The 23,270-nt window shown below is 40.7% G+C and carries 22 protein-coding genes; 13 read left to right on the forward strand and 9 right to left on the reverse strand.

What is annotated here, in order from left to right; translation table 11 throughout:
- Window positions 1–47: 47 nt before the first annotated feature.
- Window positions 48–398 (reverse strand): single-stranded DNA-binding protein, encoded by a 351-nt coding sequence (locus RYH73_RS10365; RefSeq protein WP_335313350.1) that lies wholly within the window; start codon window positions 396–398, stop codon window positions 48–50.
- A 262-nt stretch (window positions 399–660) separates the two neighbouring features.
- On the opposite strand from RYH73_RS10365, the gene RYH73_RS10370 reads away from it, so the two are divergent.
- From RYH73_RS10370 to RYH73_RS10385, 4 genes are all read left to right on the forward strand, one after another.
- Window positions 661–1,128 (forward strand): nucleoside triphosphate pyrophosphohydrolase family protein, encoded by a 468-nt coding sequence (locus RYH73_RS10370; protein ID WP_335313351.1) that lies wholly within the window; start codon window positions 661–663, stop codon window positions 1,126–1,128.
- A gap of 67 nt (window positions 1,129–1,195) precedes the next feature.
- Window positions 1,196–1,663 carry an OsmC family protein gene (locus RYH73_RS10375; protein WP_335313352.1) on the forward strand — a complete coding sequence of 156 codons (468 nt, stop codon included), beginning with the start codon at window positions 1,196–1,198 and terminating at the stop codon, window positions 1,661–1,663.
- Window positions 1,664–1,990: 327 nt separating this feature from the next.
- On the forward strand, window positions 1,991–2,365 hold the full coding sequence (locus RYH73_RS10380; protein WP_335313353.1) for a GreA/GreB family elongation factor: 375 nt from the start codon (window positions 1,991–1,993) through the stop codon (window positions 2,363–2,365).
- A 138-nt stretch (window positions 2,366–2,503) separates the two neighbouring features.
- A complete protein-coding gene (locus RYH73_RS10385; RefSeq protein ID WP_335313354.1) occupies window positions 2,504–2,866 on the forward strand; it encodes a hypothetical protein in 363 nt (120 codons plus the stop codon).
- On the opposite strand, the gene RYH73_RS10390 is transcribed toward RYH73_RS10385, so the two are convergent.
- Complete coding sequence (locus tag RYH73_RS10390) at window positions 2,856–3,689, reverse strand: hypothetical protein (protein ID WP_335313355.1); 834 nt, start codon at window positions 3,687–3,689, stop codon at window positions 2,856–2,858. The genes RYH73_RS10385 and RYH73_RS10390 overlap by 11 nt on opposite strands.
- An 82-nt stretch (window positions 3,690–3,771) precedes the next feature.
- On the opposite strand from RYH73_RS10390, the gene RYH73_RS10395 reads away from it, so the two are divergent.
- The 5 genes from RYH73_RS10395 to RYH73_RS10415 all read left to right on the forward strand — a co-directional run bounded on the left by RYH73_RS10395 (window position 3,772) and on the right by RYH73_RS10415 (window position 14,111).
- A complete protein-coding gene (locus tag RYH73_RS10395; protein WP_335313356.1) occupies window positions 3,772–5,859 on the forward strand; it encodes a TonB-dependent receptor in 2,088 nt (695 codons plus the stop codon).
- 400 nt (window positions 5,860–6,259) lie between these two features.
- A complete protein-coding gene (locus RYH73_RS10400) occupies window positions 6,260–9,430 on the forward strand; it encodes a SusC/RagA family TonB-linked outer membrane protein (protein ID WP_335313357.1) in 3,171 nt (1,056 codons plus the stop codon).
- An 11-nt stretch (window positions 9,431–9,441) separates the two neighbouring features.
- A complete protein-coding gene (locus RYH73_RS10405) occupies window positions 9,442–10,896 on the forward strand; it encodes a RagB/SusD family nutrient uptake outer membrane protein (RefSeq protein WP_335313358.1) in 1,455 nt (484 codons plus the stop codon).
- Between the two features lie 48 nt (window positions 10,897–10,944).
- Entirely contained in the window at window positions 10,945–12,432 is a 1,488-nt protein-coding gene (locus RYH73_RS10410; RefSeq protein WP_335313359.1) for a sulfatase, read from the forward strand.
- 5 nt (window positions 12,433–12,437) lie between these two features.
- Window positions 12,438–14,111, forward strand: coding sequence for a sialidase family protein (locus RYH73_RS10415; RefSeq protein ID WP_335313360.1), 1,674 nt, complete (start codon window positions 12,438–12,440; stop codon window positions 14,109–14,111).
- A gap of 116 nt (window positions 14,112–14,227) precedes the next feature.
- On the opposite strand, the gene lpxB is transcribed toward RYH73_RS10415, so the two are convergent.
- The 7 genes from lpxB to RYH73_RS10450 form a co-directional block, all read right to left on the reverse strand.
- Window positions 14,228–15,352, reverse strand: coding sequence for a lipid-A-disaccharide synthase (gene lpxB / locus RYH73_RS10420; protein WP_335313361.1), 1,125 nt, complete (start codon window positions 15,350–15,352; stop codon window positions 14,228–14,230).
- Window positions 15,353–15,370: 18 nt separating this feature from the next.
- Window positions 15,371–15,637, reverse strand: coding sequence for a hypothetical protein (locus RYH73_RS10425; protein WP_335313362.1), 267 nt, complete (start codon window positions 15,635–15,637; stop codon window positions 15,371–15,373).
- Between the two features lie 9 nt (window positions 15,638–15,646).
- A complete protein-coding gene (gene surE / locus RYH73_RS10430) occupies window positions 15,647–16,417 on the reverse strand; it encodes a 5'/3'-nucleotidase SurE (RefSeq protein ID WP_335313363.1) in 771 nt (256 codons plus the stop codon).
- A gap of 191 nt (window positions 16,418–16,608) precedes the next feature.
- Window positions 16,609–16,794, reverse strand: coding sequence for a CsbD family protein (locus RYH73_RS10435; protein ID WP_335313364.1), 186 nt, complete (start codon window positions 16,792–16,794; stop codon window positions 16,609–16,611).
- Between the two features lie 83 nt (window positions 16,795–16,877).
- The gene (acs, locus tag RYH73_RS10440; RefSeq protein ID WP_335313365.1) at window positions 16,878–18,797 is read right to left on the reverse strand and encodes an acetate--CoA ligase; all 1,920 of its coding nucleotides are present in this window, start codon (window positions 18,795–18,797) and stop codon (window positions 16,878–16,880) included.
- Window positions 18,798–19,055: 258 nt separating this feature from the next.
- The gene (locus RYH73_RS10445; RefSeq protein WP_335313366.1) at window positions 19,056–19,274 is read right to left on the reverse strand and encodes a DUF6814 family protein; all 219 of its coding nucleotides are present in this window, start codon (window positions 19,272–19,274) and stop codon (window positions 19,056–19,058) included.
- A gap of 19 nt (window positions 19,275–19,293) precedes the next feature.
- Window positions 19,294–20,874 carry an MFS transporter gene (locus RYH73_RS10450; RefSeq protein ID WP_335313367.1) on the reverse strand — a complete coding sequence of 527 codons (1,581 nt, stop codon included), beginning with the start codon at window positions 20,872–20,874 and terminating at the stop codon, window positions 19,294–19,296.
- A gap of 488 nt (window positions 20,875–21,362) precedes the next feature.
- On the opposite strand from RYH73_RS10450, the gene rpmB reads away from it, so the two are divergent.
- The 4 genes from rpmB to ftsY all read left to right on the forward strand — a co-directional run bounded on the left by rpmB (window position 21,363) and on the right by ftsY (window position 23,265).
- Entirely contained in the window at window positions 21,363–21,596 is a 234-nt protein-coding gene (rpmB, locus tag RYH73_RS10455) for a 50S ribosomal protein L28 (protein ID WP_013668368.1), read from the forward strand.
- An 84-nt stretch (window positions 21,597–21,680) separates the two neighbouring features.
- Window positions 21,681–21,863 carry a 50S ribosomal protein L33 gene (gene rpmG / locus RYH73_RS10460; RefSeq protein WP_013668369.1) on the forward strand — a complete coding sequence of 61 codons (183 nt, stop codon included), beginning with the start codon at window positions 21,681–21,683 and terminating at the stop codon, window positions 21,861–21,863.
- Window positions 21,864–21,907: 44 nt separating this feature from the next.
- Window positions 21,908–22,090 carry a DUF4295 domain-containing protein gene (locus RYH73_RS10465; protein WP_335313368.1) on the forward strand — a complete coding sequence of 61 codons (183 nt, stop codon included), beginning with the start codon at window positions 21,908–21,910 and terminating at the stop codon, window positions 22,088–22,090.
- A gap of 212 nt (window positions 22,091–22,302) precedes the next feature.
- Window positions 22,303–23,265: a signal recognition particle-docking protein FtsY gene (gene ftsY, locus RYH73_RS10470; protein WP_335313369.1), complete on the forward strand. Its 963-nt coding sequence runs from the start codon at window positions 22,303–22,305 to the stop codon at window positions 23,263–23,265.
- Window positions 23,266–23,270 lie beyond the last annotated feature (5 nt).

A 23,270-nucleotide genomic window follows, 5' to 3' on the forward strand; every position in this document is an offset into this window, starting at 1 on the left:
AATAGTCGCCCCCCGGCATCGCGACAGGGAGGCGACTCATTGCCCGATTATTCAGAAACTGCAACTACTTTTTGAGCTGCTTGTACCTCATTGACAACGATTTCAACAGCATACCTGACTTCCCCCGCTTTGTCTGTATAACTTCGATTAATCAGCCTGCCTTCTATGGATATTTCACTTCCTTTATCTAAACTTTTTTCTACGAAAACTGCTTGCTTTCCCCAGAAAACTAATTGATGCCATTGGGTATCAGTCAACCATTCGCCCTCTTGATTTTTATATCGCTCATTGGTGGCAAGTGACACGCGCGCCAAGTATTTATTATCACCAAATTTTTTCATCACAGGTTTGGTTCCTAAAAACCCGGTTAGTCTCACACTGTTTTTTAATGTACTCATAATTTTAAATTAAGTTAATGTATCGATTAAAACGGCAAATAGCGCCGTGCTTTCCATTAATCACCCGACAAATCTCCGGAAGCTATTGGAATCTATTCGTATAATAAACGGATATAAACGTTTACATCCGTTTATACTCGGCTAACAGCCTGCTGGTACGGACTTATTTATAATCAATTAAAAAATATACCGTCAGTAATAACATATTGATTGCGCGGATTTCCTCCATTTTTTTTATGTTTGAAAAAAAATCACGACTATCATGCAGGATCCTATTACGCTTACCTCGGTTGCAGAATTTCACAAAACGTTTAAACACCCTATTCTTGAAAATCCCACGATTCCCAGCGAACAACGCTGCAAACTACGTGTTTCACTTATTGCTGAAGAATTAAAAGAATTAGAAGAGGCTATTCAAAATAACGACCTTGTGGAAGTAGCGGATGCGCTCTGCGATATCCAATATGTGCTATCGGGAGCCATTTTGGAATTTGGGTTAGCAGAAAAATTCAAAACACTTTTTGACGAGGTGCAACGGTCTAACATGAGCAAGGCCTGTAAAAATATAGAAGAGGCCGAAGCGACGATACACCACTATAAAAATAAAGGCGTGGATTGCTTCTATGAGCGGCAAGGAGATCTATTTTTGGTATATAGAACTGAAGACCGTAAAACCTTAAAATCTGTTAATTACTCCCCTGCCAATCTTAAAGCTATTATTGGGGACTAGCCATCTTTTGTTTTAAAGATCCGTCAGCCCGTCAAGGAGCTGATATTTCAAGTTACAGTTGCGCACAATGCCTAAAACACATCAATACCAACTTCATACGGAATGGACGGGTAACTTAGGTAAAGGTACCGCCAATTATCATGCATATGACAGGAGTTATAAAATAACGATCAACCAGAAAATCACTATCGAAGGTTCTTCTGATCCTGCTTTTCGGGGAGATCGTACTAAACATAATCCAGAAGAGCTTTTGCTCGCGTCCTTGTCGAGTTGCCATATGCTATGGTATTTACACTTATGTGCAGAAGCTAAAATTACCGTATTAGCGTACACCGATACAGCAACCGCAACCATGATTGAAACAGTTACCGGCGGGGGAGCCTTCAACGAAGCCCACCTTCATCCTACTGTTGTTATTGCCGAAGAAGGTAAGCTAGAAAAAGCGATTGCACTTCACCAAAAAGCAAACGCACTTTGTTTTATCGCTAATTCTGTTAATTTCAAGGTATTCCACCACCCAACCTGTTCCACATAAATGTATAGCTACAGCAATTCTTTTGTTAATCGCAATGAGAAGCTATTGTCTTTCATGTGAATTTTACATAGCTTTGCCTACGTGGGAAAGACCTTGCAATATCGCATAATGAAAGCTTACTTCGATGCAATTCATCATTGTACGGCGAGCTTATATCTTTTTTCCAACCTCAAGGAATTCAATATATAAACCCCGGACTTCACACTTCAGGAAATCCACTTAGTCTCGGGGGAAAATCACTTATCATTCAATGTCTTATAGGCTACCTTTATTGGTGAGCTTGATATGAAGCATTCAATTCATTTACTATCTAAAAAAATAAAAAACATGAATAATCTAAAAAATCAAGTCGTATTATCTGAAGAAGACTACAATGTACTCATCAAACATGTAAGCCCCTCCAATGATCCAGATCAAGCGATGTCTCTTGCTTACGAGCTGGGACGAGCGAAGGTTCTGACAAAAGACGCCCTTGAAAAGGAGCGCGTAAAACTCAATTCACGGGTCGAGGTAAAAGACCTCGATAGTCAAATTACAAGCGCCTTCCATATAGTCGCGCCGGAATTAGCAGACGTCAAGCAACAAAAAATATCTGTACTTACCCCGATGGGCTCTGCCCTTATCGGATTTAAGGAAGGTGATCAGGTAGCGTGGAAAATGCCTGTAGGCATGAAACGATATGTCATATTAAAAGTAGAGTAAATCTTAATAGCTTAGACTTAAGCCGAAAGGCTTAATTGTTCAGTTTATTCATTCCGTTTCAAGCTCCGGCATTATTGGTTTATTTTTGTATACTTGCGACATAAACCTATTAACAACACGAAGATTACGCGTTTAGTTATGGATCGCTTTTGTTTAGATTGTCATGAACCTTTAATCGGTCGCTCGGATAAAAAGTTCTGCAATGACGCGTGTCGGAGTAACTTCAATAATAGATTGAAAATACACGATCAGAACCATATTCGTCGCGTCAATGCTATACTCAAAAAGAATAGAGGTATTATCATGAACCTCAATCCCAACGGAAAGAAGAAGGTCCTCAAAGAGGACCTTTTAAACTTGGGTTTTGATTTTAAACATTATACGCACATCCTCGATACATCAAGAGGTAGCAAATATTTCTTCTGTTATGAATTTGGTTATCTATTCATAAAACAAGAGGAAATCCTATTAGTGAAAAATGAATCCCTGCTTAATCACTAGAACGAGGAGTTTGCCGGCTCTCTTCTACTGCATATCCTAAGGCGCTAATTGCCACTGCCGCAGTTATTAAGGCACCTCTGCCGCGCGTTTTCTTGTTGAAGAAAGTATCTCCTCGTTTGTTTTTATAACTCAACAAATTAGCAGGGCTCACCCCGAGTTTTGAAACCTGATTCACATAAAAATGTTGCTCGAAAACCATGCTTTTTGTCTTATTAGTAAGGTCGTCAAGCACGTACATCGTCAAGTAGCTTCTCAGCGTAAGGGGCGTGTTTTCTTTGGTATAATTCCTAACTTTGATTTTTCGCATGGCCCCATCATTTGTCGCGAGATCGACGCTTCTGTAACTCGAATCAGCAATATCCTCATAGAACAAATTTGCTAATTTCAATTTTGTTTGCGTTATTTTAGACTTAGGCGGTACAAAGGTCAACCCTCTTGGAATAGTTGCCGTACCGTTAAAAGTGCCTTCACTTAGCGAGGTACGCCAGTCATCCAAGGAACGATAACTTGAGCCAAAAGATGAACTATGTCCGTTAATAACGAAATTATCTCCCATATAGCTGGTTGCCTGATCATCAACAATTAAAGCAGATCGCTGCCAGTCGATATAAAGGGGTTCATCCAATTTGTTATATACGTCGATGGTTACAGGAGCATTCTCGCCAAAAAAATTATAGGCAACTCGCATTGAGTCATTTTCAAAGACAAATACACCTGTTTCTTCATTTTTATTCAAATCAGGGCTATTTAATTTGCTGATATAGTAGGTTGAACAAGAGGAAAATAATAGTGTCAGACCGAAAAGATAAAATAGTCTATTCATAAGGATCAGATTTAATAACAAGTCCACGATTGCTTATTTGACGAGCTTTTACTATTTTAGTTTAATATCTTGAGACAAAAAAATGAAATTTAGTTTTTTCGCATTACTTCTTATAAGCCTTTGCACATCACCTATTAAAGAGAGCCACGCACAAGAAAAAACACCGGACACTTTATTCCAATTACCTACTGCCTCGGTACGAGCTTATCTTAGAACGCAACCTTATCTTCAACTCACTAGTTCAGTTGGGCTCATTGACAAAGAACTACTGAATTTACAACAGGGAAACACTTTACTCCCAGCACTCAACACCATTCCAGGTGTACGTATGGAGGAACGCTCGCCCGGTAGCTACCGACTTTCGATCCGGGGAAGTCTATTGCGCTCTCCGTTCGGCGTAAGAAATGTAAAAATATACTTAGATGAAATCCCATTAACCGATGCAAGCGGCAATACCTATTTAAACTCCATCGATCCATCAACGCTTCATCATATAACTGTTTTAAAAGGCCCCGACGGAAGTTTATTTGGCGCTAACTCGGGGGGAGTGATTCTGATGACCCCAAATGGGTTGCAAGGTGCACCCACTACTACATGGAACATAAAAGAAAGTGCAGGCTCGTATGGACTATTTCACCATCAACTCAGCGGCAATTATGTCATCAATGAAAAATATAATGTAGGCTTGGATTATGCTTATCAGCGATCGGATGGCTATCGAGACAATACTGCCAGTCATCGACATTTTATACAAACGGCACAACGCTTTAAATATAACGCCAAAAATGAATTGCGCTTTATAGGTCTATACTCCAGCATGGCCTACGAAACCCCTGGAGGGCTTACCGAAGCGCAATACGCAGAAAACCCCAAGCAGGCAAGACCTTCTGCCGGCCCCAATCCCGGAGCAGTGGAACAACAAGCCGCAATTTACAATAATACCCTCCTAGGCGGGCTTGTTCATGATGCTTCCTTAACACCGCATCTGAAGCATGTTTTCTCGATCTTTGGTTCTTATACTGATTTTAGAAACCCCTTTATAACAAACTTTGAAAAAAGATACGAGCATAATTACGGTATACGCTCTTATTTCTCTTATACTGGTCAATTTTATCCGGATTTTGCTTGGCAAGCAGACGCCGGTGTGGAATGGCAACAAGGCAAAGCCGATATTCTTAATTTTGATAATAACGGGGGGGTACAAGGACAAGAACAAGCAGGAGATGCCCTTAAAAATGATCAGCACTTTTATTTTATTCGCTTTTCGGGTGATTTAGCGAAACGACTTAATGTTGAAGCAGCATTAAGTCTAAATTATTATAAGTATGCTTATAAAGGCCTTTTCCCGGAAGCCACAAATCAATTTCAAAGGGTGGATTTTGAGCCAACATGGATGCCCAGAGTGGCCGCATCTTATTTGGTAACACCAACTGTCAGTTGGAGAGCCTCCGTTGGACGGGGTTTTTCTCCGCCTACCGCCGCAGAGGTACGATCTTCCGATAAAATTATTAATACAGCATTGCAACCGGAGACAGGCTGGAACAAAGAAACCGGTATTCGATGGCAAAGCGGCAGCAATAGATTTCAGCTAGATATTTCGGCTTTTAGTTATCGAATGCAGGATGCTATTGTCAGATTAAGCAATGAGAACGGAGAAGAATTTTTCACCAATGCTGGAGGTGTTAAACAACGTGGATTGGAAGCAGCTGTAAGTGCATGGATCCTACAACCCAATGCACATCGCTTTGTGAATGGCTTGCGTCTCTCGAGTAATATTACATGGAGCCACTTTCGATTTGATGACTATCAGGATAATGGAAATAATTACACCGGAAATAAATTAACAGGTGTGCCCGGAGAAGTTGTTGTAACTGGAATACATGTGCTTTTTCCAGAAAAGATTAGCTTTTATCTCCAACATAATTACACTTCCTCTATTCCATTAAATGACGGTAATACCGCCTATGCAAAAAGATACCACTTAATACAGAGCAAACTTAGCTGGGAAAAAAGAGTTTTTGGAAAAGCTACACTCCAATTATTTGGTGGAATTGATAATTTGCTGAATGAAGCCTATAGCCTGGGAAATGATATTAATGCTTTCGGTGGACGCTATTACAACGCAGCCTTTCCCCGTAATTATTATACTGGCCTGAGCGTACAATTATAATCGTTTCAAGCTTTCGTAAGCAGGCCATCCGTATAAATAAAATAATATAAGCTTTTTACTGCTTGGCAAAACAAGCTCGTTTGTCTATTTTTTTGCCAAGCATTTTTTGCTTTTGATTGAATATATTGTATATTTGAAATATGTTCTACATAAGAACTAAAAACCAATTATAGCTATTAACCGTTACATCGAGTACTGCACAAGCTAGCAAAGCGAAATCACTCATATTATAAGGAAAGAAAAGCTATTGCAACTAAACGTTAACGAAAAGAATTTCTTACACCCGACCTGTTTTCCATTTTTTAACTAAAAGTTTTGAAATATGATATCAAGTCTGTTATATTTGTTCATATGTTCTACATAATAACCAATTTCCAATTATTAACCTTAACAGTATGTTATGAATGTTCGTTTGTTATTTATTATTTTCCTGTGTTGTGCTGCTTTTTCAACACAACACACTGTTGCGCAGAACAGAGGGATTGTCGGCACAGTCAATAGTGCTGACGGGAAACCGCTAGAAGGGGTAACGGTTTCACTCAAAGGCTCTACTGTAAAAGCTACGACGAATGAAGTTGGTGCATTTCGTATCGACGCTCCTTCTTCGGGAGGAACACTTGTTTTCTCCATTGTTGGTTTTGAAACAAAAGAAATTCCGGTACCCGCTTCAAATAAAGTGGTTATTACACTCGTTGAAACACATGAGAATTTAGATGAAGTGGTAGTGGTAGGTTACGGTACACAATCCCGTCGGACGATTACTTCAGCAATTACGAAAATTGAGGGTAAGGTTTTGCGGGATATTCCCATCAGTACCGTAGGAGAAGGTTTGAGAGGAAAAGTTGCCGGTGCGCGGGTATATCAATCCAACAACAGCCCAGGGGCAGATGCCGTTTTTCGGATCCGCGGAGGTTCATCCATTAATAAATCGAACGATCCCTTGGTACTGGTGGATGGGGTGGAACGAGCATTTTCGGGTATCAATCCAAATGACGTGGAATCGATTGAAGTACTGAAAGATGCTGCTTCTACTGCTATTTATGGATCGCGTGCTTCTAATGGGGTGGTACTGATTACCACCAAGCAAGGTGCAGCCTCACAGGCACCACTGATCACTTTTGATGTAAGCCTTGCCCATCAAGAACCAGAAACATTGATTGACTTCATGAATGCACGTGATTATATCAATACCGTAAGACCGGCCGTGGCTTTGAGCCCCACTCCAGAGTACAACAACGCGTCGGGATATTCGGCCAGTTCCGGCAATGATGAAAATTCGCTTTATTCTACCCGATACCTGGGCGAAGGTGAAGCCGTACCCGCGGGGTATTATTCGATGCCTGATCCACTGGATCCAAGTAAAACCTTGATCTATCAAGATAACGACTACCAATCGCTGATGTTCCGCGAAGTACTTTGGCAAAATTATTACCTCGGTGTAGACGGCGGTAACGAATTTCTTCGTTATGCCGCGAGTGGTGGTTATACAAACGATGCCGGTGTAGCTTTAGGCACTGGTTATGCCCGCTATAGCGCCCGTGCAAAAACAGATGTAAAGATCTCCGAACGGCTCACCTTGAATACCGTTTTTGATTTTTCGTCAACACGTTCGAGCGAGTTCGAGAACCAGATGAATGTAATCGCCAGAGGGCTCGCTACCCCCCCTACTCAAAAAGTATACTATGCCGATGGACGGCCAACACCTGGTTACAATGCGAGCTCTCCAAACCCCGTATGGTGGGATTATACACGTGATATAGCAAATAAGGATAGACGTCTTTCGCTAATTGGCGGTTTAAATTATCGGATTCTGGACCAGTTAAAAGCCAACGTTCAAGTTTCGAATTATAGCCACGTGACACAATACGATTATTTTGAGAAGGCCCATGAATTTAGTGGCCTGCGGACAACCAAGGCGGAGTTTGGAGAATTGGAAAGAACAAAACTTGACGCCTATCTTTCTTATGATGAGACTTTTGACGGCAAACATACCGTATCTGGGATGGCGGGTTACTCTTATCAGGTTACTGACAACAAAGGCTTCTCGGCTAGCGCTACGGGCGCAAGTTCGGATAAAGTACCCACACTCACAGCTGGACCGAACAAAACCGGTGCGGACAGTAACTTTGATAAGCAAGTGCTTATCGGTTATTTCGGTCGCTTATCATACAATTTTAAACAAAAATACTTGTTAATGGCTACTTTCCGAATGGATGGATCGTCCTTGTTTGCAAAAGAAAATCGTTGGGGCTTTTTTCCGGGTATATCCGGTGGTTGGATTATGTCGGACGAAAATTTTCTGCGCGATAATAGGTTGATCAACTACTTGAAGTTACGGATGAGTTACGGGCAAACGGGTAATAATTCCATCGGATTATACGACGCTTTGGGTCGGTTTGCCACAGATGCCCGATATAATGGAAATGCAGGTATACTACCAAATATCATGCAGAATAGAAACCTGACTTGGGAAACTTCAACGCAACTCGATGCAGGTTTTGATCTAAATATGGTCAACAACCGAATTTCCTTTAGTGCTGATTATTTTAACAAAATCACGGAAGACTTACTGTTCAGCATGGAACTGCCAAATACTTCGGGATTCAATAATGTGCAAACCAATGTCGGCAAGGTTCGATTTTATGGTTATGACCTGGAATTATCATCAAGAAACATACAGACGGATGCCTTTTCCTGGGATTCCAAATTGACCTGGAGTTTTGTCAAGAACAAAGTGCTTGAATTGCCCGACAACGGACGTGATCGAAACCGTATTGGTGGAATCACTTTATCGGATGGAACTGCTTATGGCGGTACAGCAGAAGGAGAACCGCTATACCGGTATTATGGTTATATGGTAGACCATATCCTTCAGAACGCAGAACAAGCGGCAAATGCGCGTTACGATGAGAGTGCTCGAGGTTGGGATCCCGCAGATGGGCAAAACATCCGGGGACGCAAATTACCGGGCGACTATGAATGGGTGGATCGTAACGGCGATGGAAGGATTAACAACATGGACCAATTTGAGCTCGGCGTAACCGTACCACATACTACCGGTGGATTAAACAACTCTTTTTCTTACAAAAACTTTAGCCTCAATGTCTTTGTAGATTGGGCTTTAGGACATTCCATTAACCACAATGCGTATATGCGCTATTTTATGAATACGTTTGCCAACAATTATACCCTTGTGGACCGCGTGAACGAGACATGGAAGCAAGAAGGAGATGATACAAAATATGCCCGATTTACGGCAAATGACCCCGATGCGGGTAACTCAAACTTTTCGAGAACATCTAATGTCTTCAATTATAAAGGAGACTACCTGTGTATTCGAGAAGTAACCTTGCAGTACCGTCTTCCCGAAAACATATTCAGCAAACTAGGCGTGAAAAGCCTGGTGCTGACCCTTTCCGGTAACAATCTACATTATTTCTCTGCCCTGCGAGGTACCGGCATCTCGCCCGAAGTGGGGGCGTCTACCACTTATAGCAATGCCAACGGAAATGAGTATTATAATTATCCTCCGATCAGAAGGTTTTCAATTGGAGCTAAAATAACCTTATAAATGAAAGCGTCATGAAGATCAAACAATATTATCTTATCTATATAATGGCCGCTTTGCTCGGTATGCAGGCATGCCATGACAAATTGGACGTCAATCAAAAAAGTGCTATTACGGCGACTGCTATGTGGGCGGATGAAGGGGACGCTATGGCAGCAATGTATGGCGTATACAATAAAATGCGTTCGTCATTTGCGGATGCCTATATTTTCTGGGGAGAATACCGCTCTGGCCTGTGGGGTCGAGGTTTGGCTACTAATGCAACTTATAGTGATCCGTTTACCAACCAGCTAAACGCCTCGCATACCCACGCGAACTGGCAAAATCTGTATACGACGATTAATGATTGTAATCTTATCCTGAAATATACACCTAACATTTCCTTTGCTGATGAAGCAAACAAGAACAAAGTCTTAGCCAATGCGCTATTTGTTCGCGCATTTTGCTACTACTGGATTGGCCGCATTTGGGGCGACGCTCCTGTATTAGTCAACGGATTTGAATCCGGTGAACAAGAGGATCTCTACCCTTCTCGAGAACCTGCCGAACGCGTATTTGAACAAGTGGCTATCGACTTGGAAGCTGCCAATTCACTCATACCGGCTCATTCCACCGACCGCAATTTGGCATCAAAAGGGGCAATTAATTTATTGCAAGCCGATTATTATTTGTGGATGGCTAAAGTGAGGAACGGGGGTGAAGCCGTTTTAAATTTAGCAAAACAAGCCGTTGATGCGGTAGTGAATAATGCTAATTACACCCTAATGAATGATTTTTCAAGTGTGTTCAATAACAAGCTTAACCAGGAGATCGTATTCGCATGGAGTTTCGTAATGGATGAATATACAGGTGGTTATCCAGCAGATCACCTTGTACCTTTGCAATATATATCGGCGCAATACATAGAAAACCCGATTAAGGTCGGCAGTCATCAGCAATGGATTTTCTTGACGGATGAATATAAGAACTTCCTGTCAGAAAATGCTGATGATCAACGGACAAATGTAAGTTTTGAAACATTTTTTGATGAGCCGAAGGACGCGACTTTTCAATGGATCAATAAGTATGCAGGTAGCTGGCAGAATCAAACACGCGTTTTTGATTCAGACATTATCGTTTACCGATACGCAGATGCCTTATTAATGAGTGCTGAAATTGAAAACGCGCTAGGCAATTCGCCCTTGGCAATTGAACGACTTAATGCAGTTGCCCAAAGGGCTTATGGTATCGCTAACTTTTATTCCAACGGTTTATCGTCACAGCAAATAGATCGGGCCATTCTGAACGAACGGAAGAAAGAATTCGTAGCTGAAGGTAAAATCTGGTGGGACTTGATTCGATTCGGTGTGGTATTCGACGATGTCCCCTCTTTGATCGGTCGTGAAAATGAACAGAATATTCTGCTTTGGCCAATCCATAATAACTCGATTAATACGAATCCCAATATTATCCAAACACCTGGCTATTAATACAAGTATAATAATCTACTTTTAAGTTCATAATCTAAATTAGATGATATGAAGCCCGGAATTAAGAAAAGAATAGAACATGGCATATGTATGCTGGTATTGATGATGGCCCAGAATCTCTACGCACAAACATTACCGCAGCTTATAACTGCTAAAAAGACCAATGTGTTATTTATAGCAGTCGACGATTTAAGAAATCAGTTGGGATGTTATGGCGATTCGGTTGTCATAACACCTAATATCGACCGTTTAGCGAAAAATGGCGTAGTCTTTAATAATGCCTATTGCCAACAAGCTGTTTGTGGGCCTTCACGCGCGTCCTTGTTAACAGGACGACGACCCGACGTAACGCAGGTGTGGGATTTAAAGACCCACTTCCGCAAGGCACTTCCAAATGTCGTTACACTACCACAATATTTTAAAGAAAATGGTTATCACGCACGATGTGTTGGTAAAATTTATCATGATCCCGCAGACTTGCAAGATCCTATTTCATGGTCAGCTCCTGAGATTATGGCAGTAACCGGCGCTGTTGGCCACAAATATGTCCTGGAGGAAAATAGAAAAATCAAAGGCAAGGCAGCGGCTGTTGAATGTATAGACGCACCTGATAGTGCATATGTGGATGGTATGGTATGTAATGCTGCTATAAAAGTACTCCAAGAAATTAAAGATAAACCATTTTTCTTAGCGGTAGGATTTCGTAGGCCTCACCTACCCTTCACTGCCCCAAAAAAATATTGGGACTATTATGATCGAAATGAAATTCCTATGCCACTACCCGCTATATCTCCTCAAAATGTTCCTGAAATCGCCTTACATAACTCCACCGAGTTAAGAGGTTATACCGATGTTCCGGACGAGGGGCCAATTCCACCCGAAAAGATTCGCGAATTGCGCCATGGTTATTATGCCAGTGTTACTTATACCGATACACAAATAGGCAGGCTAATTGATGAGTTGGATAAACAAGGTTTAACGGATAACACCATCATTGTACTTTGGAGCGACCATGGTTACCACTTGGGTGAGCTCGATCTTTGGTGTAAAAGCACTAATTTTGAGTCGGATACCCGTATACCGCTGATCATTTCCGCACCAAGTATTAAAAATAAAGATGTACATACCGATGGCATTGTGGAGTCGGTCGATCTTTATCCCACCTTGGCTCAGCTTGCCGGTTTGTCCATTCCTAAGGAATTAGATGGACTGAGTATGGTGCCATTGATGAAAGCCCCCGAAAGGCCCTGGAAAAAAGCCGCATTCAGTCAATTTCCTCGTCCGTGGATATATAAAGATAAACCCAATGTGATGGGCTATTCGATACGAACAAAAGATTTTCGTTATACGGAGTGGCGTAATTTTAACGATGGTACGATCGAATCCACAGAACTTTATTATTATCAAGCAAACAACCGTTTAGAAGAAAGAAATCTAACAGCACTAAAGCAATACGATAACGTAAAATTAAAGCTGAAACAATTGTTAGATGCGGGATGGCGGAAAGCGCTCCCGGTTCAAAAAACAACAGATTAAAGACGATGAGCAGTTACAAAGTACTATTAATACTTTATGCATTTACAAGTCATTTCGGCACCTTTTTGTATCCACATACGGCCCAAGCCAAGCCGGTTATCCAAATTGAGCAGGCACAATTTCAAGTTCCTGTTTTAATAGGAAAATCTATCAATCCAGTACTTCGAATTAAAATTACCGTTAATGACACTAAAAATCATGAACTTAAGGCTTTCCTCTTGCAAACAGAAGGCACAACAACCATGCAAGATTTAAAGGCCATGGAAGTATACTATACAGGTAAAGACACCCTGTTAAATAAATCGTCGAAACTCTTCGGTAAAACAGCGAAGCCTCGATCCTCCAATACAACCATTGATGGTAATAGGGAGCTACAGCCGGGAGTACATTATTTTTGGGTTACCTGCCATCTTGCTGATCAAGCCGACCTATTGCACAAAATAGCTTTTCAATTGGCAGATGTACATTTTAGCGAATCGATAAACGTGGTTGTAAACGATAGCCGTAGAATCGAGCAACGCATTGGTCGCGCTCTACACCAGCCTATGGAAAATGGCATACATACTGCACGCATTCCCGGTCTGGCAGTTACTTCCAAAGGAACCTTGCTTGCCATTTTTGATGTGCGCAGAGAAAGTGCCCGTGACTTACAGGGGGATATTGATATCGGCCTCCGCCGCAGTACCGACGGAGGGCAAACTTGGCACCCTTTAGAAATCGCGATGGATATGGGCAAATGGGGAGGCCTGCCAGAGAAGTTCAATGGTGTCTCAGATGCGTGTATACTTGTTGATAAAAATTCGAATACGATTTACATTGCTGCATTATGGATGCACGGTGTTATCAACAAAGATGGGCATTGGCTGGAAGACTTAAATGAAAACAGCAACGATTGGAACCATCAATGGAAAAATAAGGGGTCGCAACCGGGTTTTGGATTGAAACAAACATCACAATTTATGCTGGTCAAAAGCGTAGACGATGGCAAAACTTGGAGTAAACCGCTCAACATCACAAAAATGTGTAAAAAGAAAGATTGGTGGCTTTTTGCACCGGCACCTGGTAATGGCATTATGTTGGACAATGGTACATTGGTTTTTCCCACTCAAGGTCGAGACGCTATGGGTAAACCCTTTTCGACCATAACCTATAGTCAAGATAGCGGAAAAACATGGAAGACCGCTGAAAGGGCCTTGAATAATGTAGAGACGACAGAATGTGCTGTTGTACAACTTTCAGACCAGTCGCTGATGCTCAATATGCGAGCCAATAAAAATAAAGGCAAGAGAGGCTCCGAAAACGGCAGGGCAGTCTGCATCACACGCGATATGGGTAAGACATGGACGCAACACACGAGTGCTTTTCATGCTTTGCCCGAGCCGGTTTGTATGGCAAGCTTGTATAAATATCCATTAATAGACGCTGGAAATAGGCAGCATCTTTTATTGTTTTCTAATCCTAATTCAACAACCGCCAGAGATCACTTAACGCTCAAAGTAAGTACTAACGATGGCCAGACATGGCCCCAAAAAGACTGGTTACTTTTAGATGAAGGGAAAAGCAGAGGATATTCGTGTATTAGCGCTGTAGATGAACAACATATTGGTATTCTATATGAAAGCAGCCAAGCCGATATGGTTTTCCAAAAAATAGCATTTAGTGAATGGTTGAAAAAATAGGTTATAACACCCCAAATGCTACGAGTAACTTGATAGCCATTTGTTTAGATATTTTTCGGCTGTTTTAAATAATTTCAACTATTATATAGAAAACGAAAATTCAACCATTGGTTATATTATGTATTACGTGCCCGAAGATAGTCTAATATATGTTTTGCTACTTTTCCGGAAGCTCCCGGTTCGCCCATTATCTCCCGTAGCTTTTGGTAGTCGCTTAACATTTTCTGACGATACGAAGCATCATTCAACAAAAGATTAAGTTCGTTTGCAATATGCTTATAATTGGCATCGTCTTGAATAAGCTCTTTGACGACCTCCCGGTGCATAATCAAGTTGACCAAGGAGATGTGATCAACCTTTATAAGTTTTCTTCCTATTGCAATTGATATGGCATTGGCTTTGTAAACAACTACTTGTGGCACATTTAACAACGCTGTTTCCAATGTTGCCGTTCCGCTGGCTACGATCGCAGCTTCAGCGTGCTGTAATAAATCATATGTTTGGTTAAAAACAATAGGCAGCCTATGTCCCGCCATATAGTCGCTATAATAATCCGCGTCGAAGTTGGGAGCCCCGGCAATTACAAACTGATGTCCGGGAAAAAGAGGAACAAGTTTTACCATTTCGGGAAGTAACTTGCTTATTTCCATTTTTCTACTTCCTGGTAACAAGGCTATCAGTTTTCGATCTTCTAAGCCATTGACGCTACCGAAAGTCGTATCTGCATGATGAGAAGCGACGGCATCCAATAAAGGGTTTCCAACATAGTCGACTTTCATACCCCACTGATTGTAAAAATCGACCTCAAAGGGAAGGATACAAAACATATGGTCAACAATGCGTTTTATTTTTTTTACTCGACCGGTATTCCAAGCCCAAACTTTTGGCGAGATATAATAGAAAACTCTTATATTATTTCGCTTTGCAAAAGATGCAATTTTCAAATTGAATCCAGGGAAGTCGATCAAAATTAATGCATCAGGCTGATATGCCAAAATATCTTCTTTAACGATCCGCAAATTTTTCGCAATACTTCTTATATTCATCAGTACTTCAACAAAGCCCATAAAGGACATGTCGCGTACGTGCAAAACGGCTTTTTGCGCACTCGCTTGCTCCATACGATCTCCTCCCACAATACGAAACTGCGCATTTGGACCTTGCTGCTTAATTAACTCGCGGATCAGATTAGCACCATGTAAATCACCGGAGGTCTCCCCGGCGATAATATAATATTTCATATCAATCGTGTATCCAATTTAAACCCTTATGCCACCTTTGAAATATAAAATCAATAGTAAACCAATAAAGGTGATCCCCATAATACCTCCACCGGTTTTCGAAGCCTGCTGTTTATAATAATACCTCACCATAAGCAAGTTCACCGCTCCTCCTATGGCATATAATGTTAGCGGCTTATCAGCAAACCGAGCTCCCAATGGCGTATACTCATCAAGTAAAAAAGCAATTATCGGTGTCATAGCCCCCAATAAAATGCCAAGTAGTAGATTATTTTTCTTTAACATGTTTATTCGTTACACATCAAAAGCCCAGGAATTCAATTGCGGTATGGCGTGATGAGCTGTCATATCGAATTGAACCGGTACTAAAGAGGCAAAATTATGATTCAAGGCCCACACATCTGTGTCTTCCCCCCTATCATTCAAGACAAATTTACCGGTAAGCCAATAATAGGGTCGTTGATAAGGATCAATGCGCTCTTCAAATTCTTCCGCCCATTTCGCGTCAGCCTGACGGCAGATCTTAATGCCTTTTATCACACCTGGAGGAAAGTTTACATTTAATAAAGTTCCCGGTTGGAGTCCATTTTTTAAAACCTGACTAGCAATTTCCCGTACGAATGGCCTACAGTTCTCAAAATCAGCATCTAAATTATGGTCGTCGTACGAAAAACCAACAGAAGGTATCGCTTCTATAGCACCTTCAACCGCAGCTGACATCGTCCCGCTATAGAGCACATTAATGGAATTATTTAAACCATGGTTAATGCCCGAGACACAAAGATCAGGTTTACGCCCTTTGAAAATCTTATTCACGGCCAACTTCACACAATCAACGGGGGTTCCTGAACATCGATACATCTCTACATTCGGATAAATGCTTACTGGGTCGACTCGAAGTGGTTTTCCTATGGTTATCGCATGTCCCATGCCAGATTGCGGGCTCTCGGGCGCAACAACGGTCACCTTTCCCAAGTTTTGCATTTCCTCCATTAATACTTTTATACCAGGTGCCGTAATTCCGTCATCATTTACGACCAATATCGATGGCTTTTGCTTTGTCATGCTACGAAGATACTAAACCTTGGTTTATAAATATAACCAAGCTGGTCGATTCCCGAATTTAACCCTTAACATCGGTAAGATGTTAAAATATAAGAACTATTAATTTACCAACGAATACTGAACCAACCATATAGAAACAAAAAAAAGGACGACACAAATGCCGTCCTTTCTACTAATTTATCAATGTAAGACTATAGGTTATTCAACCAATCCACCACCTGATCTCTTGTCTTTCCTGTTTTCTTCTGCAAACGTCCTATTAACTCATCTTCCTTCCCCTCTTCATACAATAAATCATCATCGGTTAAATCGGCATAAGCCTGTTTTGCCTTACCTTTCACTTCATTCCAAATTCCCTTTAATTTTAAATTGCTCATTTCGACCAGTTTTTAAATAAGTAAATAATTTTATTCTTTTCTAGTTAACAAGCAGGTAAGCGAATTGTTTTAGCAGGCCCCTTTTACCCGCGCAAAGCTTCTGCACCTTTTTTTATCTCCTCCACTACTTCCGGGTCCAACAGGGTGGTGGTATCACCAAGATTGGAAGTGTCACCTTCGGCAATTTTACGAAGTATACGCCGCATGATCTTTCCAGACCTTGTTTTAGGTAAGCCACTTACAAACTGAATTTTTTCGGGTTTAGCAATGGCACCAATTATACGTGCAACAGTTTTATTAATATCTCCCCGCATCAGATCCGCATCTTTTAAATGATCGCCTGCCACAACAAAGGCATATATTCCCTGTCCTTTAATAGCATGTGGATACCCTACCACAGCGGATTCCACTACATCACTATGCCGATTAATAGCATCTTCTACCTCTGCTGTTCCTATACGATGCCCAGAAACATTAAGCACATCATCTACACGACCGGTGATACGGTAATACCCATCCTTATCCCGCAAACAACCATCACCTGTAAAATACATATTCTCATAGGTAGCAAAATAAGTTTTTCTACATCGCTCATGGTCACCATAGGTTGTTCGCAGCATACCGGGCCAAGGGAACTTCACACATAAATTACCGCTCACATCATTTCCTTCAATCTCTTTTCCATTTTCGTCCATTAAAGCCAATTGTATTCCCGGCTGCGGAAACATGGCATAACTTGGTATTGTCGGTGTAATTCCGGCGATCGGACTAATGATAAAGCCTCCCGTCTCCGTTTGCCAGTAAGTATCAACTATTGGTGCCTTATGTTGTCCAATTTTTTCATCAAACCATTTCCAGGCTTCCTCGTTAATCGGTTCGCCAACGGATCCTAACGTTTTAATGGTACGGAGGTCTTTATCTGCAACATATTCATCACCAAATCCCATCAAAGAACGAATGGCCGTTGGTGCCGTATATACGATATTAACTTTGTGTTTGTCAACGATGTCCCAAAGGCGTCCGGCATCCGGATAGGTTGGGATTCCCTCAAACATTAACGAAGTCGCACCCTGCGATAAAGGTCCGTACACGATATAAGAGTGCCCCGTTATCCAACCAATATCGGCCGTACAAAAATAAACATCACCGGTTTCGTACTGAAAGGTATTCGCAAATGTGTATCCGGTATAAACCATGTAACCGCCACAGGTGTGTACGACTCCTTTAGGACTTCCCGTTGAACCCGATGTATATAATATAAATAACATATCTTCCGCATCCATCTCCTCTGCTGGGAAATGCGGATTTCCTTGTGTTTCTACTTTTTTTATCTCATCCTCCCACCATACATCACGTCCTTTGATCATCGAAACGGGTGTCCGGGTTCGTGTTAGCACAATCACCCGTTCTACCGATTTACATTGCCCTAAAGCATCGTCAACAATATCCTTTAATTCAATCACCTTCGTTCCTCTAAAACTGCCATCTGCCGTAATCACTAATTTGCACTGTGCATCATTGATTCGATCGGCTATCGATTGCGCAGAAAAACCACCAAATACAACGGAATGAATGGCTCCGATACGGGCGCATGCCAATACCGCAATGGCAAGTTCAGGCACCATAGGGAGGTAGATACATACCCTATCTCCCTTAACAATGCCGTTATTTTTCAGCACATTGGCAACTTGCTCAACATTGAAAAGCAACTGTTTATAACTTAATATACGATAGTTTTCATTCGGGTCGTTAGGTTCCCAAATAATAGCCGGTTTATCCCCTAATTCTTGAATATGACGATCTAGACAGTTTTCCGTGATATTCAATTTTCCTCCTTCGAACCATTTCACGTCCGGACCTTTGAAGTCCCAGCTCAATACTTTATTCCACTTTTTACGCCATTTAAACTCTTCTGCTATGCCCGCCCAAAATTCTTCCGGTCGTTCGACGCTCTTTTTGTATGTCTCCTTGTAATCTTCAAATGACCTAACTTTTAAATTCATTGGTTATCAATTTAGTTTAGTTTATTGTTTATTCTTTTCGTGCATGACTAGAAAGGCTAAGGAAGTTATCTTTTGCTTTCTAAACGGTTAGCTTTTTTGCAACATATTTGATTTTTCGCACCCAAGTTAACAATCTTTACTACGCTTTCCAAGCGACTATATATAAATTAATCAACCACTTATCCATTTAAGCCAATTACTTTTTATATTCGGCCAAATGAGTTTTTAAAGGAAACAAAAGAAAAAACAATCTTCCGATTAATCGTCATATTCACCTAGTAAAGCATACCATCCAAATACAAATAATCCACCGCTAATGATTGGCATTAAAACAAAAGTGTAGACGATCGCAGGTACCAAGTCCTCTGGTTTTTCGCTATGAAATTGAGGAATAGCCTGACTAACTATTAAATAGTAACCCGAAACGAAGGCAAGTATGATCCATAAAATGCCTAGGTATTTTTTTAGATAACGCATAAACTCATTAAATTAACATTTATTGTTCTGTTCTTTTATTCGATAAATAAACCATCCCAATCAGAAAACTCACCCCGATGATGATGATGGGATACCAAAGTCCTTCTAAGTAAGGTTTGTCGAATGGTTGCGCTCTTCCAGCTGCTTGTGCGGCTTCATTAGCAGATTGAGCCTTTGAAACCAAATAGGTCGCAACCGTAGGCATTAGTCCGCCAAAAACACCATTTCCGATATGATACGGTAAGGACATGGAGGTATAACGGATTTTTACCGGGAACATTTCCACCAAAAAAGCTGCAATAGGACCATATACCATCGTGACATAGAGCACCTGCAAGAATATCAACCCAACGGCTATCCACATATCGTGCCTTGCCAATTTAATAGAAACAATATCTTCTCGGTGAACGATATGCTTATCTTTTGGATGCAGGTACTGTCTGGTAATCTCATCCTTTTGTGTACCATCTTCGTACAGCCTGTGCACGGTGGTCACTAACATCTCCTCGGCACCAAAATCGCCATCCGGTACAGACTCCTTCTTTATGGTGTTTTTTAAAGCACCAACTTGTTCTTTCTTTTCGGTGACGTCAGCTAATTGATACAATTTGTCAAAGATAGGTCGATACGTAATAACAGCGAGTAGCATCCCGACCATCATCACAATCTTCCGACCAATTTTATCGGATAACCAACCAAAAAAAATGAACAGGCCTGTACCTAAAAATATAGCGATTCCTAAGATATAGTTTGTTTGATCAAAATCTACCTGACAGACCCTTTGCAAAAAAGAAAGCGTATAAAATTGCCCGGTATAGAACACAACTCCTTGTCCCATAGCTGCTCCGAATAAAGCTAAAAGCACAAATTTAAAATTGTAACGATGGCCGAACGACTCTTTAAGTGGGTTTTGAGATACCTTACCTTCCGCCTTTACCTGTTTGAATAAAGGAGATTCATCCATATTTCTCCGAATGAAATAACTAACAATTACCATTAATATAGATATTAAAAATGGTACCCGCCAACCCCAGGCCATGAATGCTTCATTGGACATGCACTTACGTGTTAGTAAAATGACAGCCAATGAAATAAAAAGACCAAAAGAAGCCGTTGTTTGTATCCAAGACGTTCGTTCCCCTCTTCTGTGTGGCTCAGCGTGCTCTGCTACATATGTCGCGGCTCCACCATACTCTCCTCCCAATGCCAGCCCTTGCAGAAGTCTCAGTAATAAAATCAACACGGGCGCAAAAAATCCAATAGTTTTATATTCCGGAATCAATCCAATCGCTACAGTCGATAATCCCATCACCAACAATGTTACCATAAATGTATATTTTCTGCCAATCATATCCCCTAACCGACCGAAAAACAGCGCACCGAATGGCCTAACAACAAATCCGGCAGCAAATGTTGCCAATGTTGATAAAAAAGCGGCAGTTGGATTATCTGCAGGAAAAAATTTCGTTGATATAATAACCGCCAAACTGCCAAATATGTAAAAATCGTACCATTCTATAAGTGTCCCTAGAGAGGAGGCCCCGATAACTTTCCATAGGCCTTTTGTGGTAGTCGGTTTTACCCGTAACGGTGTATTCATAATTCTATAAGGGTTTAAAATAAGGTTATATGCAGGGCAAGCCCTTCGCAAAATAATAATAATATTGTAAATAATTAATCCTGTACGCGTTTTTTGTCTTAAGCCTTATGCACATAACGCTTGATCCCGTTGTTCGACCATTAAAACTTCGTGCCGATTGTTTATGAAGAAATAACCGCATTAAACGATGGCTTTTCTTATTCAATTTTTTCCGAGAAATAAAACATACGCTTAAAATCACTAACTTTGGCTTTCGAAAATGCCACCGCCTCCCGAAATCTCTTCGGGGATGCATAATGCCATAGGATGTGTTATCGCTTCAGTAAATTTTTGAAAGAGCGGGTTTTGCTTCTTTCTTTCATGGAGAAAGTAAAGAAGATAGATTTTATAATCCTTTAAAAAACACTTGCATAAGCAAAAACATTTTCAGATATTTGCAAACTCTTTGAGAAATTGTTATTTTATAATAGAACGAACATCATATAGTCATGTCAAGAATTTGTGATTTAACCGGTAAAGCAGCAATGAATGGATATAACGTTTCTAACTCAAACGTTAAGACCAAACGTAAATTTTACCCAAACCTTCAAACTAAAAGGTTCTTTATCCCGGAAGAAAACCGTTGGATTACATTAAAAGTTTCAACTTCTGCAATTAAAACCATTAACAAAAATGGTATCACTGCAGTTATTAATAAGTTTATAAAAAAAGGATACGTATAGCCTCAACGTGTTGAAGCGTTGTAAAAATCTATTGATCCTATTTAAAAAATATCCCGCAGAATTGCGGCATTAAGACAAATAACAATGGCTAAAAAAGGTAATAGAGTTCAAGTAATCTTAGAGTGCACTGAACATAAAGAAAGTGGTTTACCGGGGATGTCTCGTTATATTTCCACAAAAAATAAGAAAAACACTACTGAACGCTTGGAGTTGAAGAAATACAACCCTGTACTTAAAAAAGTGACCGTTCATAAAGAGATTAAATAAGTCTTTTGATAACAAGCTTGCAAGAGCGCAAAATATAAAAGAAAATGGCTAAGAAAACCGTTGCAACCCTTAAAACCGGTAAAGGTAAAGATTACACGAAAGTAATTACCGCGGTTAGATCACCGAAAACTGGTGCTTATACTTTCAAAGAACTAATCGCTCATAACGACCATATCAAAGATGCAGTTGAAGCTGCAAAAGAAATTGTTGCTGATAGCAACGCTTAATTTACAAGTTGAAGAATAAGAAAGCCGTTCCGATAATCTATTGGAAGGGCTTTTTTTTATTAATATCGATTATTGGCAATTCATCTCAATGATACGCTTTCATCCCCAAACGCACCTAGTGAAAAGCTGACATCTTGATACTAAGCAAACAATAAATTACGGTCAATTTAGTAACTTTACCACAAAAAAGCAGATTCTGGTATCTTAATATTATGGGATTATTCGATTTTTTCAAAAAGAAAGAGCAGACCCCCGAAGCGCAGGAAGCGCTGGATAAAGGTTTGGAAAAAACCAAAGAGGGTTTCTTTACGAAAATAACAAAAGCCGTTGTAGGAAAATCAACTGTTGACGAGGAGGTATTAGACGATCTGGAAGAAGTATTGGTGACTTCAGACGTAGGTGTTACCACCACGTTAAAAATAATCGAGCGTATTGAAGATCGAGTGGCCCGTGATAAGTATATTAATACTTCTGAGTTAAACGGAATTCTCCGAGGGGAGATCCAAGAGCTGCTAGCCGAAAACAACAGCGATGATTTTGATAATTTTGAATATGGCAACCATAAACCCTATGTTATTATGGTTGTTGGTGTGAATGGCGTCGGTAAAACAACCACCATTGGAAAATTGGCTCACAAATTAAAACAAGCCGGAAATCAGGTGGTTTTAGGAGCAGCTGACACTTTTAGGGCTGCCGCTGTTGATCAAATAAAACTTTGGGGAGAAAGGGTCGGCGTTCGTGTTGTCTCACAGGCAATGGGTTCTGACCCTGCATCGGTAGCCTTTGATACCATCCAATCAGCTGTAGCCAATCAAGAAGATGTTGCCATTATTGATACTGCTGGTCGTTTACATAACAAGTTGGCTTTAATGAATGAGCTGACAAAAATTAAAAATGTTATGAAAAAGGTAGTACCTGGTGCTCCGCACGAAATACTTCTTGTCCTCGACGCCTCTACCGGACAAAATGCGATAGAACAATGTAAACAATTCACACAGGCGACTGACGTTAATGCCTTAGCATTGACGAAACTCGATGGAACGGCCAAAGGAGGTGTTGTCATTGGAATCTCTGATCAATTTAAAATACCAGTAAAATATATTGGTGTTGGTGAAGGGATAAATGATTTACAGCTGTTTAACAAAAAAGAATTTGTAGACTCCCTTTTTAAATAGGGCTC

Origin of the sequence: Olivibacter sp. CPCC 100613, assembly GCF_036959255.1 — a bacterium.
Taxonomy (GTDB): Bacteria; Bacteroidota; Bacteroidia; order Sphingobacteriales; family Sphingobacteriaceae; genus Olivibacter.

Bases quoted from the DNA above. Each gene is read 5' to 3' on its own strand.
- RYH73_RS10390 (WP_335313355.1), bottom strand. From the start codon at position 3,689: ATGAATAGACTATTTTATCTTTTCGGTCTGACACTATTATTTTCCTCT.
- rpmB (WP_013668368.1), top strand. From the start codon at position 21,363: ATGTCAAGAATTTGTGATTTAACCGGTAAAGCAGCAATGAATGGATAT.
- RYH73_RS10400 (WP_335313357.1), top strand. From the start codon at position 6,260: ATGAATGTTCGTTTGTTATTTATTATTTTCCTGTGTTGTGCTGCTTTT.
- RYH73_RS10365 (WP_335313350.1), bottom strand. From the start codon at position 398: ATGAGTACATTAAAAAACAGTGTGAGACTAACCGGGTTTTTAGGAACC.
- RYH73_RS10415 (WP_335313360.1), top strand. From the start codon at position 12,438: ATGAGCAGTTACAAAGTACTATTAATACTTTATGCATTTACAAGTCAT.
- lpxB (WP_335313361.1), bottom strand. From the start codon at position 15,352: ATGAAATATTATATTATCGCCGGGGAGACCTCCGGTGATTTACATGGT.
- RYH73_RS10410 (WP_335313359.1), top strand. From the start codon at position 10,945: ATGAAGCCCGGAATTAAGAAAAGAATAGAACATGGCATATGTATGCTG.
- RYH73_RS10385 (WP_335313354.1), top strand. From the start codon at position 2,504: ATGGATCGCTTTTGTTTAGATTGTCATGAACCTTTAATCGGTCGCTCG.
- RYH73_RS10425 (WP_335313362.1), bottom strand. From the start codon at position 15,637: ATGTTAAAGAAAAATAATCTACTACTTGGCATTTTATTGGGGGCTATG.
- RYH73_RS10375 (WP_335313352.1), top strand. From the start codon at position 1,196: ATGCCTAAAACACATCAATACCAACTTCATACGGAATGGACGGGTAAC.
- rpmG (WP_013668369.1), top strand. From the start codon at position 21,681: ATGGCTAAAAAAGGTAATAGAGTTCAAGTAATCTTAGAGTGCACTGAA.
- RYH73_RS10435 (WP_335313364.1), bottom strand. From the start codon at position 16,794: ATGAGCAATTTAAAATTAAAGGGAATTTGGAATGAAGTGAAAGGTAAG.
- RYH73_RS10450 (WP_335313367.1), bottom strand. From the start codon at position 20,874: ATGAATACACCGTTACGGGTAAAACCGACTACCACAAAAGGCCTATGG.
- RYH73_RS10395 (WP_335313356.1), top strand. From the start codon at position 3,772: ATGAAATTTAGTTTTTTCGCATTACTTCTTATAAGCCTTTGCACATCA.
- RYH73_RS10465 (WP_335313368.1), top strand. From the start codon at position 21,908: ATGGCTAAGAAAACCGTTGCAACCCTTAAAACCGGTAAAGGTAAAGAT.
- ftsY (WP_335313369.1), top strand. From the start codon at position 22,303: ATGGGATTATTCGATTTTTTCAAAAAGAAAGAGCAGACCCCCGAAGCG.
- RYH73_RS10380 (WP_335313353.1), top strand. From the start codon at position 1,991: ATGAATAATCTAAAAAATCAAGTCGTATTATCTGAAGAAGACTACAAT.
- surE (WP_335313363.1), bottom strand. From the start codon at position 16,417: ATGACAAAGCAAAAGCCATCGATATTGGTCGTAAATGATGACGGAATT.
- RYH73_RS10405 (WP_335313358.1), top strand. From the start codon at position 9,442: ATGAAGATCAAACAATATTATCTTATCTATATAATGGCCGCTTTGCTC.
- acs (WP_335313365.1), bottom strand. From the start codon at position 18,797: ATGAATTTAAAAGTTAGGTCATTTGAAGATTACAAGGAGACATACAAA.
- RYH73_RS10445 (WP_335313366.1), bottom strand. From the start codon at position 19,274: ATGCGTTATCTAAAAAAATACCTAGGCATTTTATGGATCATACTTGCC.
- RYH73_RS10370 (WP_335313351.1), top strand. From the start codon at position 661: ATGCAGGATCCTATTACGCTTACCTCGGTTGCAGAATTTCACAAAACG.